Genomic DNA, 14456 nt, shown 5'->3' with positions numbered 1-14456 from the left:
CCCCTCACTTATCCTCAAGGCTTTGTTCTACTTCAAACATTTTCCCTAAAGCCAGATCTTCTGTAATTAAGACCAGGCCACAGCTTAGGCATTTTAACTCTTCTACGACAAAATCATTACCCAAATAGGAGGCCTTGACCGCCCCTCTCTGGAGCTCTCCGCCACATTTCCCACACTTCCAAGGGGTTTTAGGAGTCTGTTTTTGATTGTTATTCATGATCCTTCCTCCACAATTTCCATGCGGTGGCTGTACACATTGAGTACCACAAAGCCTTGCTCCTGTTCTTGATATTCAACCCAATAGGTCACTTTGACAGGCCGGAAATAGGCTAAGCTGTGACCATTGTCAGGGTTAACAAACTTTCTTCCCGTCCCTTCGGCCAGTTCTATGACCCGTTGAATATCTTCAATTAATATCCGTCGTTCTTCCATAATCCCCAGGACTCTTTCATCTAACTGGAGTTTAATCTGCAAATAGGCCACATCCTTTTTCGGCAGAACTTCTTTCCACAGCGAGTCTAACAAGGTGCTTTTTAATTTTGCTCGATTTTCGTGCCGATATGATAAACCAACCCTGGGTCTAAGTGCCGCCTCTTCAAAGTTAGTATCGAACATCAAATCTAAGAGATGAACCGTTCGTTTGCCCTGGGAGGCAAAATTATCCCGGCACATCGCACAGTAGGCCACATAGTCCGTAGAACTTTCCTGGATTCGATCTTCAACAATCTTCTTCCCTAAATTCGGATTAGCAAAGGATGTCAGTCCTCCGAAGCCACAACACTTGGTTCGTTCTTTGCTGTAGGGCAATTCTTCAATCTCACACCCCAGCTCCTGTAAGATTTGGCGTACGGCAGCTTGGAGGTTTGGCTCATTTCTTGTGGTACAAGGGTCTTGAACAGCCAGTTTAACCCCGGTGGGGCAGACTCCCTGCTCAGGCAATCCCAAGTCCGCCATCAGCTCCCATAAAGATACCACCTCCGGAAACCTCTCCCGGAATATGCTGTGACAGGTAGAGCAGGCGACAATGATTTGCGGTTTGCCTAAGGACTCCCATTCATTCACTAAATCCTTTAAACTGTTTTGAAATAATTCTTGATCTCCGGCCCAATCGGCGGGAGCGTTGCAGCAACGCAGCAGGAGAGCTACTCCTCCGGAAAGCTTGTCAGTTAAATAGGCATAAACCTGTTTCACTCGTTCCGGCGAAGAACCACTTAATTGACAGCCGGGAAAAAAGACATACTTACTGGAAGTGTGGCCGGGTTGATGTCTGGTTAAAGTGAATTCCGCGCTGTTGTTGAAAGTCATATCCCTCAGAGCGAAATCATGAGCCGAGGGAGGCATTTTCCCTTTGCTTACCATGCTCTCCCGGGTTGCTTTACAGGCCACCCCCAGATCCAGCCCCTGAGGACATATTTCTGCGCACTGGCCACAGAGACTGCAGGAATTGATCATTTTATTCCCATGGCGCATTCCCATGACGATGGTATCGTTATTATAGATCTGCCTCAAATACTTTTTAGGGTAACTTCCGTATTCCTGCATATACTTACAAGCTTTAACGCACTCCAGACATTGACAGTCCAGACACCTGCCCGCTTCTTGAAGGGCTTCCTCAAGGGTATACCCTTGGGAGCTGTTACTCATTGGCACCCGGGATAAAGGATCTATTCCACGGGTATTAACGTACAATTGGGTCTCAAAAGCCCCTTCTCCTTCTCGTGAAGCAGTCAAGGAGACGCCCTGCAAATAGCGATCCATGGAAACTGCTGCCTTCCGGCCGTCAGCTACTGAATTAATGAGAGAATTATTACCTGCATAAGACCCGCCAAATATTCCAGGAAGGAGAGTTGCACAGGTAGCGGGATCAATCTGCAGCTGCTCACCTAAGAGCTCTGTTATCTCCGGTGAATTTTCGGCCAGCCCCAGATATAAGACATTAAATTTTCCTTGGAGTTGGCCTAAATCCTGGGAGGTTATTGCTGTGTTTAGATGTATCTGAACGTTGAGCCTGCTTAACACGGACAATTCCTCGACGATAATCTCAGAAGGTAGTTGATCCTTCGGGTAACTCCAGAGATATCCGCCCAAACGGTCAGTTTTCTCAAACAGGCTAACTTTATATCCTTTTTTAGCTAAGTCATAGGCTGCCGTCAAGCCTCTCAGGCCTGAACCAACTATAGCAACGGTCTGGCTTTTTGAGGGAACTATTCCCATCTTGACTTTTGCATAGTGATTTTGCACACAAAACCCTTCTAGGGCAGAAATGGCAACTGCTGTTCCCACGTCTTGGCGAAGACAGACAGCTTCACAGGGATGATCACAGATTCGTCCGATGATTCCGGGAAAGGGCTGTTTCTTTTGGAGGGTTGCTAAGGCACTTTTCCAATCTTGTTTTTGAATATCCGTCATCAATTTCCGAACGTCTACGTGAATAGGACAGCCTGCCGTACAGGCCGGAGGGCTTTCCTGAGTACACTTGGCTTCTTGCTTTTTTAGTTCGTCTTGATCCATTAGCAACACCAACTCACTTTATAATGTTATTTCAGGGTAGACATCCATGCTGCTGACGCAGAGCCAGCAAAGGATAAAAAGCGCTCCTCCCAGAGCCAGACAGAAGAACCGTCCCCTGTTTCCCCAGGAGGAGTCTTTAAGAGTAATACAAAGTTCGTAGCCGACGGATTAATTATTTCTTAGCATTGAGTGCCGCCAGAACCTTTTCCGGACGAGCAGGCAGGTGGGTGATCCGAGCTCCGCACGCGTTGTAAATGGCGTTGATGATGGAAGCATGAGGAGAGGTCAGGGGCAATTCTCCTGAGCCTGCAGCTCCGAAGGGGCCATGAGGCCTATGGGTCTCTACATAATGGAGTTCAATATTATCCGGGACATCTTTAATAAATGGTAAGCCACAGCTGATCAAATCAATGTGTTTCTTGATGTCTTCGAAATCTTCACTAAGAGCTAAGCCTAAACCTTGAACTAAGCCGCCATACAATTGTCCATCTACGACTAATTTGTTGGCGATTTTTCCTACATCTGCTACCATTGTCATTTTTACAACTTCAGTCTTCCCGGTGGTGATGTTGACTTCAACTTGAGATAAGAAAGCTCCGTACATATAGACGGCAAAGGGATTTCCTTGTCCGGTCTCTACACTGCACTCCGAAGCAGGAGCAGTCCAAGCACCGCTAAAATAAACCGGCAATTTTTCGGCAATCATCTCGTCATAGGTGCGGAAAGTTCCGTCCTCTTTGCTAATCCCTTTGATGAGTTCTTCACAAGCAACTCGAGTTGCATTACCAACTAATACTTGGGAACGACTTCCACCCGCCGGTCCGCTGTTAGGAGTTTTCTCCATGTCATTCATGACCAACTTGATATCCTCTGGCTTGATTCCCAAAGGACGCAGGGCTTCATGAGCCGTTGCTAAAGTTCCCATATCCGCACCCTGCCCATGGTCTTCCCAAGAAGTATATATTGTTACGCCTTTTGAAGTTAACTCTGCATTGACCACAGAGCTGTCTGCTCCGTCCAGGCCTGATCCATAGACACCAATGGATATTCCAATTCCGCGTTTCTTGTCAGGTGAGGATGCCGGCTGTTTAACCCATTCCTGAGCCGTTTCATAGCAAGGTTTAAGTTTATCCAGAATATCCACCAGGCAGTAGACATCAGGTTCACATCCCGTTGGTGTGGTATCCCCCGGTCTGTAGACGTTTTTGTAACGTAATTCAAAGGGATCCATTCCTAACTTTTCTGCCAATTCGTCCATTAATACCTCTGAGGAGAAGGTACTTTGTGGAGATCCATACCCTCGGAAAGCCGAACCCCAAGCATGGTTCGTACACACAGTTCGTCCATTACCCCGAATATTGGGGATATTGTAACCGCAGCCTATGAACTGTGTACCGCGCATAGTCAGCAAGTCGCCGAATTCAGAATAGGGACCATGGTCGACAGTCCAATCTGATTCCATGGCTACTAATTTACCCTCTTTAGTCGCCCCATATTTGAGATTAATAAAGAAAGGTGAACGTTTTCCTGTATAAGTGGTTTGCTGATAGTAGTCAAATTCCAGGTAGACCGGTTTACCTGTGGCCACAGCGGCAACCCCTAATAAAGCTTCAATGGTTGGACTGAATTTATAGCCAAAAGTTCCACCGGCAGGGTTTTGTACCAAAATCAGCTTATCGGACTCAATTCCGATCCCTGCACAGATCATTGCTTGATGGAGATGAATTCCGATACTCTTAGAATGAATAATCAGCTTACCCTCTTCATTGAAAAAGGCAAAACCCACATCTGGTTCAATAGGCATATGTGGTTGTCGTCCGATATAAAAGTCATCCTCCACAACTACATCAGCGGTTTCCATTAAAGGAGCGGTTTCATCTCCTTTTACCACCTTGGTTTCGAAATAAACGTTGGGTGTGCCGGGGTGTATTTCAATGGCATCATCCGCCATGGCTGCAGGAGCACTCATGTATTCGGGGAGCAATTCAAGTTCCACTTTTACTTTATCAGCCGCTGCCTGAGCGTGTGCTGCCGTATCAGCTGCAACAATGGCTATGGCATCGCCAAATTGGAACACTTTTTTCTCACAGAGAATCGGGCGATCCCATCCATCTCCCTTATTGGTTGGGAAAGTGATTAAACCGGTAATTTGGTTTTTGCCGACAACATCTTTATGGGTAATAACTCGATAAACTCCCGGCATTTTCTCAGCTTCAGAGGTATCAATGGAGAGAATATTAGCATGAGAAACTTTGGCCTGTACCAATTTGAGCTGCAAAGTTTCACAAGGCATTTTGATTCCTACATCAGCACCGAAATCCCAAGTACCTGTAACTTTGGCCAAGGCCGAAGGGCGAATGTACTCTGTGCCCCAAATCCGTCCGTCTTCAGGCAATTTACACCATAACTCTTCAACAGTTACCTCACCGCGTATTAAACGAGAAGCTTCCATTACTGCGTCAACTAAAGGTTTGTACCCTGTACATCGGCAGGCATTTCTGTGCTTTTGGAACCAATCTCGAACCTCGTCCCTCGTGGGATTATTATTTTCCTCTAAGAGTTGTTTGGCAGAAACAATGAATCCCGGACTACAAAAACCACATTGAGCAGCACCATGAATCATCCAGGCCAGCTGTAAGGGGTGTAAGTGTTCCTTGGTGCCCACGCCTTCAATCGTGGTAATAACAGCTTCATCAGCAATTCGTTTCATTTTTGTAACGCAGGATCGAATGACTTTACCATCGACAATAACGGAACAAGCACCGCATTGAGCCTTACCACAGCCTATTTTAGTTCCGGTCATGTGCAGTTGTCCCCGTAAGACATTGGCTAGAGTTACTTCACCATCAACAATTAATGTTTGAGGGTTACCGTTGATAATGACATGTTTCTTAATCATCCTTTTCTCTCCTTTTTCCTTGCTTAATCCTCTACAATCTGCTTTTGTTCTCCCAGTTTGTGCTATAGCTTGATGACTTCATTTTTCGAACTAATATCTGGTATGTTCTGGACAGCAAAAGAGCAAATTTCCCCACTCACTTGTTAAACAACTGACAAATATTCCTCCCATTCTTTTTTTAGCAGGCTATAAATTCGCTTGCCTAAGTTTGGTTAACTTTGATTTAATTTGCTCTACTTTGCTTTACTTGAAGATTGTTGCAATAATCATGCCATGATTCAGACTATTAAAACTTCGTCTCTCTTCCCTATTCTCTAATCCTCTCACCAAAACACTTCCCTCTTGACCATCCGACAAGAATGCTGTACCATGCAATTGGGCAGCTTGATTTCCCCTCAATCTGCCTTGAACTCTGACATTTTTCTTCCCTGCTTCTGGTGAGGTGTAATCGAACACCCTTACACGATGTATTGGAGGATATCTTCATGGAAAAAATCAAGGTAAAGGATTCTGTTGGCACTATTCTTATTCACGATATGACTCAGATTATCCCCGGGGTCAGCAAAGGGCCGCGATTTCGAAAGGGACATATCGTTCGAGACGAAGATATTTCAGTCCTGCTTAGTATGGGTAAGGAGCATATTTATGTTTGGGATCAGACACCGGGCTTAATCCACGAAAATGAAGCTGCGGAGCGCCTTGCCCAAGCCGTTGCCGGTTCTGGCCTAGTTCTCGACGAACCTAAGGAAGGAAAAGTAAACTTAACTGCTGCCCATGACGGACTCCTTTATTCTTCTGTAGACGGCATTCTGGCCTTAAATACATTAGAACAGGTTATTCTATCTACCCTTCACAATCACTATCCGGTCAAAAAAGGGGATATAGTCGGCGGAACCCGAGTTGTACCCCTGATGATTGATGAGGCCGTGATCAAGGAAGCTGAAGGGATTGCTAAAACCTTTAAAGAACCTATTCTGGAAGTCCGACCTCTCAAGCACGCGAAAGTGGGCATAGTAACCACAGGGAGTGAAGTCTACCACGGACGAATCCAAGATAAATTTGGCCCTGTTCTGCGTGCTAAGGTTGAAAACTGGGGATCTGAGGTTATTGCCCATACCTTGGCCAATGATGATGTTTCCTTGATCCAGAGCTCTATTAGAGAGCAGCTAAATCAAGGTGCAGAAATGGTCTTAGTGAGCGGCGGCATGTCTGTTGATCCGGACGATGTTACGCCCACAGCCATCAAAGAAATGGGCGCAGAGCTTATTACCTATGGTGCCCCCGTGTTGCCGGGAGCCATGTTTTTGCTGGCTTATATTGGAAAAATCCCTATCATGGGATTACCTGGGTGCGTAATGTATTCTAAGACGACGGCCTTTGACTTAATTGCTCCACGCTTGATGACAGGAGAGCGTTTGACACGCCTGGATATCGTCAAGCTAGGAAGTGGAGGCCTTTGTCTCAACTGTCCCGTCTGCATCTATCCCCGCTGTTCCTTTGGTAAGTAAGGATAATTTGACTGTCTAGAGCCGAAGTTACTTTGGTTCAAGTAAAAGAAACCAAACCACAGGTGTTTTAAGAATCCGCCTGTGGTTTATTTATATTTTATATCATGCTAAAGAGACTTAAGTGAGTATTAGGAACCCAGAAAATAGCTCAATTAGGTAAGACAGTTTACCATTTATTGACCTCAATGCTCCATATTTGATCGATTTGCATCCAATTTTTGTTCCAAAATAGAACAATTTGTCTCAAGCTTTGGTGTTGTCTGATCGAAATAGATATGATATTCTGACAATTGTAAGGAACAAACTCCATGACTAGAGAGGATGGGGAAGGGATCTATGGATAACCACTGGAAACGTTTCATTAATGGGGAAAGCGTTGAATCCGAAGTCACTCCTTCCATCTATCGTTCGTGGCAAAGAAGCTTAGAGTATCGTGTAGACCACACCCTAATTTCTAATCAGGATATTCTATCTTTGCCGCGGCTCAGTGAACGCCGCGAAGCTAAAGAGGCCCTAATCCGAGCCGGGGAGACGGTTCTACCCTACATTTTTGACCTGCTGGGAAGCACCAATTACACTATTTTGTTAGGTGATAATGATGGATATATAATTGAAGCCATCGGCGACGCGCCTTTTATGACTAAAGCACAAAGGGTCAATCTGAGTCCGGGTGCTAGTTGGAGTGAAGAAATTCGCGGAACTAACGCCATCGGAACAGCTCTCCGCGACAATGCCCCTACCTCAGTGTCTGGCTGGGAGCATTTTGTGCGTGATAATCACTTTTTAGCCTGTTGGGCTGCTCCGATACAAAATGCCCAGGGGAAACCTATCGGTGTCTTAGATATCAGCGGAGAAGCCAATCATGATCAGGAAAAGATTTTAAATATTGCTATGATGGGTGCAAGTATGATCAAAAAAAACTTGCAGGTGTTTGAACTGGAAAATCAATTAAAGTTTTATCAAGAGGGAGCCAAGCTGGCATCCTCCCTATTGCACCAAGGGTTTCTGGCCATTGATAATAATGGTATCATCACAAACATTAACAGTTTTGGCGCTGCGCTGCTGGGGCGAAGACAAACAGACATCATAGGCAGACCGGCAGCTGATATCTTCAGTTCTCCAAAAGGGTGGATGTTAAGCGGACATTCTCTAGATCTGCATTTAAAGGATCGGACGGGAAAAGAAATATCCTCACACTTAAAGCGTGTGGTCAACGATGCCGGCGAACCATTAGGAGCAGTCGGAACTCTACAAAGCAATCATCGAGCCCCAGCAAATACCTTATGGGTCGGACGCAGTCGAGCGTCGCAACGAATTCTGGAACAAGCTTCGAGAGTAGCCGCAACCCATTCTTCCGTTCTCATCCATGGTGAAAGTGGCACGGGAAAAGAAATAATCGCTAAATCAATTCATCAACTCAGTCCACGTCGAGAAGGTCCTTTTGTTGCTTTAAACTGTGCTTCACTGTCTCCCACACTGATTGAAAGTGAACTATTTGGCTATGTTGAGGGTGCCTTCACGGGAGCCCGCCGTGGGGGGAAACCCGGAAAGTTCGAATTAGCAGACAAAGGAACTATTTTCCTTGATGAAATTGGTGATATGCCTTTGAACGTTCAGGTGGCGCTCCTTAGAGTACTTCAAGAAAAGGAAGTTTCTCGAATTGGAGATATTAAAGCCAAAAAGATTAATGTTCGGGTGATTACCGCGACGCATAAAAACCTCAACGCTCTCGTTGAAAAGGAACTCTTTCGCTTAGATCTATATTATCGTCTGAAAGTTGTCACTTTAGAACTACCCCCCTTACGCGAACGTAGTGAAGACATAAGAGAATTAGTCCCCCACTTTATTCGCAAAGCCTGCGAATCATTTAATGGCCAACCCTTGGGGATTGATGAAGACGTCTATTCTTATTTATTGGCTCACTCCTGGCCCGGAAATGTCCGTGAACTGGAAAACTGTATTGAAAGCATGGTTGCTTTGGCTGACAGCTCGATTCTAACCGTGGAAAACTTGCCTGACGAACTTATTCAGAAAGATTCAAAATCCGAGTGTACAACCGAAACTTTACTATATCAACAAACTAAGCAAACAATCCTCTACGCCTTAACCCAAACCAGAGGGAAAATTGCCCCCGCCGCAAAAATATTGGGGATTGGACGAAATACACTCTACCGCAAGATAAAAGAGCTGGATATTCAGGTTTAAACTTAACTTTTATCCTTTTCAGTTAGATTGAATTACTTGACTAAAACAAATTAATCCCTGACAGTTCAACTTGAACTGCCAGGGATTAATTTATTTACGGGAGTTTTTTTCGATTGACTTTACGTTCTATTTGCCCCAAGTTCAAATTCGTTTGCCCATAAATTCCAGCAAAGCAGAAATTATATCTTTTGGTGAAGGTGGGCAACCCGGAACCTTAAAATCCACCGATAATACTCCACCGATACCTTTTTCACTGGCATACCCATCCTTAAATACCCCGCCATCTATGGCACAATCCCCCACCGCCATGACCCATTTTGGTTTGGCCATAGCTTCATAGGTCTCATGAGCTGCTTTTAATAATTGAGTAGAGCCAGGCCCTGTACACATTAAGAGGTCTGCATGACGTGGGGAAGCTACAAAGTCAATTCCGTAATGCTGAAGGTCATAGACCGAATTAATAAGAGCTGTAATTTCCCAATCACACCCATTACAAGAGCCACAATCCAGATGACGAATTTGCAAAGATTGTCTAAATTCTTTAGGTAAATTAGACGGCTTTGGCGCTGTTATTACAAGCCCGCCCTTTTCTGTGAGACGCCCTATTTTCAGTTTTCGGAGCAACAAACTCCACATGTTATCTTCCCCTTTTCAACTAGCGGTCACAGCAGCTATAGCACAATTCAAAACTTTTATTGATTAATGGAAAATCCGGGACAATATTGCCTGGCACCGTCAGAGGTACTGCCGGCCAGTTGGCATAGCTTGCTGATCGAATTCGGCAGCGGTAAATTTTATTGTTGTCATCCAACATGAGCCAGACAACATCAGTTCCTCGAGGAGACTCAACACATCCCCAAGCTGGCTGCCAAGGAATCATCATATTTTCTTCAAGGGCCTTTGGATTGACATCTAGAACCTCTGATTCCATCCACCCTTTTTGCAATAACTCTCTTAGAAACCGGAAACTTTCCCTTGTTTCCTCGACCCTAACCATCAACCTTGACCAAACATCTCCCTCGTTTTCGACCATAGCTTTAACCTTCAGCTCTGGGTATACCAAATGGGCATGAAGTTCTCGCCAATCATAACGTAAACCCGAGGCCCGGGCGGCTGGCCCAGTAACTCCTAAATCCATTGCACTTTCTGACTTTAATATTCCAGTCGTGATAGCCCTTTGACGAAAGCCGTCGTGTTTGAGCAGCAAAGGTATCCATTCTTCAAAATCGCTGGCTAGTCCAATGAGTTGTTTTAAAATCCTTTGAGATTCCTTAAGTGTAGGGATTGATTTAACGCCCCCGGGAACCACCGTACCCCTTAAAAATCGGTGACCAAAGAATTCTAGATTTAGGCGTTGGAGCCTTTCCTTACATTGCAGACCATTGGCATTCCCTAAAGCAAAGCCGACTCCGGCACACATATTACCGATATCCCCTATATGATTATAAACTCGTTCCAATTCCGCCAGAATTGTTCTCCATATTAAGACAGAATAAGGAGCTTCCAATTGAGCAAGTTTTTCAACCGCCTGACAATAAGCGAGAGAATGACTGACCGTGCATACTCCACAAACCCGTTCTATGATGCCTAAACCTTCTGCTATGCTTTTACCTTCAAGGAGCTTCTCAATTCCCTTATGCGTAAAAAAGAGTTGGGCCTCTAAGTGGAGAACAGCTTCTCCAAGGGTATAAAACCGAAAATGCCCCGGTTCAATAATTCCAGCATGAATTGGGCCAACTGGAATTTCAAATAAGCCATCGCCATGGCCTTCCGGAAAGACTAAAGGTGCTGATTTAAACCCCTTAGATTCTTGCTCAGCTTGAAAATCCTTACGTAAAGGATAGAACCCCTTAGGCCAGCCCGGATGTAATACCAGCGGGCGAGGATCAGGATGTCCGTCAGCGAGCAAACCGAAGAGATCTTGAGCTTCTCGTTCCGACCAATTCAAAGCCGGTAAAATTGAGGTAAGTGAAGGAAATTCGACAGTAATCCCTTTTGCCACAAAAGTGAGTGAAAAATCCTTTCCAGGAAAATGAAGCACTAAATAGATGGAAAAACCATTTCCCAACTGTCGCTCGTCATTGACAACATGAGTTAACCAAATTGGCCGGGGCTTCACAGCTAAACAATAGGTCAATAGATCTGAAAAATCATGGGGAGGCAGTGAGACAATTCCCTCTTGTTTTTCCCATTTAAGAATCTCGATATCAGGGTAACTCTGTAAATACTCCCTTAAGCCTTGCATCCTATACTCCTCCCAATATGACTTTGACAACTTGATTTAGGGTCTCATTAAGGCTATGGGGAATGAACAAACCTAGAAAAAGGACTACTAAAAGCGGGATTGCCAGAGCTAGAGTACTAATACTCTCTCCAGGGTGATAATGCCCTCTCGGCTTTCCAAAGAGCATCTGGAGAAAATGAAAGAGGAAACCTGCAAAAACTATTGTGAGGCATAAAATGGCCAAAAAGCCCAAGATTGGATGTCCTGTTTTATACAGCCCGGAAAGGATACTCAGCTCTGACCTGAAAGTTCCAAAAGGAGGAGTTCCAGTGATCGCTAATAATCCTAAAACCATAATGATCCCTGTGTAAGGGTAAACTTTCAATATCCCACGAATCCTAGGGATTTGTCTTGTTCCAGTTTTCTGCACTAAATTTCCTATAATAACAAAGAGGTTGGCTTTCGTTAAACCATGGAGAAACAGATGTAAAGACGCTCCCCAGACTGCTTCCCTAGTTCCCAACCCAAACCCTAAGGCTAAGATTCCCATGTGTTCAACACTTGAATAGGCCAATAAGCGCTTGATATCTTTTTGCAATAAAATAAATCCAACCATTACTGCCAACGATAACAATCCAAAGCTCATCAGGATCGTACCCATGAAATCTGAGCCCAGAGAGGTCAGACGAGCTAAAGTATACCAACGTAAAATTGCATAAAGAGCACAATTAAGCAGAACAGCGGAGAGTAAGGCACTAACCGGAGAGGGTGCTTGACTATGGGCATCAGGGAGCCAAGCATGCATTGGAACTAATCCCACCTTTGCCCCATAACCAACAACTGCAAATATAACACCCAAACGCAGAAAATTCTGGTCTAGTTGATTGGCAACTTGTGGGAGCAATCGCCAATCCAAGGCGCTTAAACTTAGATTCAAGAGCGGTGCAGCCGCGGCAAAAAGCAACATTGTTCCCAGCAAAGCAAAGCTGATTCCTACCGTGCACAAGACCACATATTTCCAAGCAGCTTCAACTGCCTGTTTGTTTCGATAGAATCCAACTATAAGAGTCGTGGCTATGGTCGTCATCTCAATTCCTACCCAAATAATCCCTAAGTTAGGTGTACTGACAACTATAAGCATTGTTGCGATAAAGATCCATATCCAGAAATAATACCACTTCAAACTTTTTCTAAGCAGTTTCTTCTCCAGTACTTCTTTTTCCATGTACCCCAAAGAAAATAAAATAACATACACCGCAATTATGATTATGACGCTTAGCAGCAAAGCGCTCAAGGCATCCCAATATAAAAGGCCAGATCGATCTCCGTATGTCCCTTGGCTTAAGGTTTGTCTTATGGTCCATCCACCGGTCACAGCTAATAAAACAAGTGCCGTACAATTCCATAGTTTTAAGTAGATGCCCTTTGACGACATCAGCATGCCAACTGCCGCGATTATTCCCACTCCAATAAACATCGCATACTATCCTTTCAATGACCTCATGTGATCAACATTTAGAGAATCATAATTCTCCAGCATTTGCTTAGTCAGAATCGCAATTACTAAAATCCCGACTAGGATATCAAACATACTTCCCAGCTCTATCAACAAAGGCATCCCTTGGGTCAAGAAAAATCCTGCTAGGAATATTCCATTATCAACAAGCAAGATTCCTAAAACCTGTACTATTGCGACTTTGCGGATCATCATTAGCAGCAGGCCATAAAAGATTAAGGCTAAGCCAACAGCTAAACCGTTACGAAAGCTTGGTTGCAGTACTATCAATGGTTCCGTCACTTCATAGGCAATGAGAGTTAAGGCTCCGGCAACCACTAAGGAAGAAGTGCGCTTTAAATATATTTCCCCTACCCACTCAGTCTTGGACTTTTTCAAGACACGTCCTAAAAGTACAGGAATAACTCCGACCTTGCCAATTAACAACAGGGTTCCCACAATGATTACGTCCAGTTCATGATAATAGATCCCTTGTGCTAAGATAAGAATAGAAACAGCCAAAGTCTGCAAAGTCCACAAGTTGAGGGCTGTTTTAACCTTCGCGCTATAGACAATACTCAATCCACTCGTTAAAAGCACAATCAGTAATAAATTAAGCTCATTTACAAAATCACTTTGCACTTCATAACCCCCTTATATAAACCAAAGTGATACCAAGGCCAAAATTGCGAAGGCAGTGCTGGTTGCCAAATAATTAGGAAGTAAGAAAAGGCGCTTCTTAACAAAGACACTTTCTACTGTGGCAAAAAAGAATCCGAAAACAGCAATCTTAACTCCAGCAAAACCCAAAGCCGAGAGGATTCCTAAAAAACCTTCACTCCCCCAGATCAACCCGCTCGGCAATACAATTTGAGTCAATAAGCTAATCAGCAAAAGTTGCTTGATCTGCTCGGCAAAATTTAGCAAAGCTAGGGATGAACCGGTATACTCCAGCAACATTCCTTCGTGAATCATGGTTAGTTCTAAATGGGTATCTGGGTTATCGACTGGAATCCGACCCATCTCTGCAATACAAACGATGACCAAAGCTATTACTGCTAATAATCGCGGGACAAAAATGAGAGGCACACTCTCCAGTCCGGAGGTTATCCCTTGTAAGGAGGTTGTATTAGAGATAAAAGCTAAAACAATCAACCCCAGAAGCAATGGCGGCTCCGTTAATAATCCTACAAAGAGTTCTCGACTAGAACCCATCCCCCCGAAAGTTCCTGCCCCCTCTAAGCCTGAAAGGGTTAAAAACAATCGGGCTAAACCAAGGCTTGCACCAAATACAAAAAGATCCCCCCAACCGCTTAAAGGTGCCCATCCCCAAACATTTGGAATAACAAGCCCCGCCATTAACATGCATGCGAGAACAATCCGCGGAGTCAGAAAAAAGATCCCCGAGGCATGTTCTGAGATTAGTTCTTCCTTCTTCATCAATTTTCTCAAATCTCGATAAGGTTGAAGAATCGATGGGCCCTGTCTCATCTGCCAGAAGGCTTTACTTTTTTTAATGAATCCTTGAAGAAGCGGAGCAGCAATTAAAATTAAGAGTATATGTCCCAAGCCCATGACCAAACGGGTTGAAAACACTAATGATCCGTCCAATAT

At 44.5% G+C, this 14456-nt stretch carries 10 protein-coding genes; 2 read left to right on the top strand and 8 right to left on the bottom strand.

The features are described from left to right. Positions 1–4: 4 nt before the first annotated feature. The 3 genes from DESMER_RS05660 to DESMER_RS05650 all read right to left on the bottom strand — a co-directional run bounded on the left by DESMER_RS05660 (position 5) and on the right by DESMER_RS05650 (position 5410). Positions 5–217, bottom strand: coding sequence for a DVU_1557 family redox protein (locus DESMER_RS05660; protein WP_014902109.1), 213 nt, complete (start codon positions 215–217; stop codon positions 5–7). Continuing rightward, positions 214–2511 (bottom strand): pyridine nucleotide-disulfide oxidoreductase/dicluster-binding protein, encoded by a 2298-nt coding sequence (locus tag DESMER_RS05655; protein ID WP_014902108.1) that lies wholly within the window; start codon positions 2509–2511, stop codon positions 214–216. The genes DESMER_RS05660 and DESMER_RS05655 overlap by 4 nt, the downstream gene beginning before the upstream one ends. A gap of 172 nt (positions 2512–2683) precedes the next feature. Beyond that, positions 2684–5410: a molybdopterin-dependent aldehyde oxidoreductase gene (locus DESMER_RS05650; protein WP_014902107.1), complete on the bottom strand. Its 2727-nt coding sequence runs from the start codon at positions 5408–5410 to the stop codon at positions 2684–2686. Between the two features lie 485 nt (positions 5411–5895). Between DESMER_RS05650 and DESMER_RS05645 the strand changes: the two genes are divergently transcribed. Beyond that, positions 5896–6918, top strand: a complete 1023-nt coding sequence (locus tag DESMER_RS05645; protein WP_014902106.1) for a molybdopterin-binding protein — start codon at positions 5896–5898, stop codon at positions 6916–6918. A gap of 336 nt (positions 6919–7254) precedes the next feature. Beyond that, complete coding sequence (locus tag DESMER_RS05640) at positions 7255–9123, top strand: sigma-54-dependent Fis family transcriptional regulator (RefSeq protein ID WP_014902105.1); 1869 nt, start codon at positions 7255–7257, stop codon at positions 9121–9123. Between the two features lie 141 nt (positions 9124–9264). Here the strand turns inward: DESMER_RS05640 and DESMER_RS05635 are convergent, their stop codons facing one another. The 5 genes from DESMER_RS05635 to DESMER_RS05615 are packed head-to-tail and all read right to left on the bottom strand — an operon-like array spanning position 9265 to position 14453. After that, complete coding sequence (locus DESMER_RS05635) at positions 9265–9759, bottom strand: NADH-quinone oxidoreductase subunit B family protein (RefSeq protein WP_014902104.1); 495 nt, start codon at positions 9757–9759, stop codon at positions 9265–9267. Positions 9760–9778: 19 nt separating this feature from the next. Then, complete coding sequence (locus tag DESMER_RS05630) at positions 9779–11368, bottom strand: hydrogenase large subunit (RefSeq protein ID WP_014902103.1); 1590 nt, start codon at positions 11366–11368, stop codon at positions 9779–9781. A 1-nt stretch (position 11369) separates the two neighbouring features. Then, positions 11370–12824 carry a proton-conducting transporter transmembrane domain-containing protein gene (locus tag DESMER_RS05625; protein WP_014902102.1) on the bottom strand — a complete coding sequence of 485 codons (1455 nt, stop codon included), beginning with the start codon at positions 12822–12824 and terminating at the stop codon, positions 11370–11372. Positions 12825–12830: 6 nt separating this feature from the next. After that, positions 12831–13484: a hydrogenase gene (locus DESMER_RS05620; RefSeq protein ID WP_014902101.1), complete on the bottom strand. Its 654-nt coding sequence runs from the start codon at positions 13482–13484 to the stop codon at positions 12831–12833. A gap of 12 nt (positions 13485–13496) precedes the next feature. Continuing rightward, positions 13497–14453 carry a respiratory chain complex I subunit 1 family protein gene (locus DESMER_RS05615; RefSeq protein ID WP_014902100.1) on the bottom strand — a complete coding sequence of 319 codons (957 nt, stop codon included), beginning with the start codon at positions 14451–14453 and terminating at the stop codon, positions 13497–13499. Between the last annotated feature and the right edge of the window lie 3 nt (positions 14454–14456).

The organism is Desulfosporosinus meridiei DSM 13257 (assembly GCF_000231385.2).
In the GTDB taxonomy this organism is placed as follows: domain Bacteria; phylum Bacillota; class Desulfitobacteriia; order Desulfitobacteriales; family Desulfitobacteriaceae; genus Desulfosporosinus; species Desulfosporosinus meridiei.
This window is presented reverse-complemented; position numbering and strand designations above follow the sequence as displayed.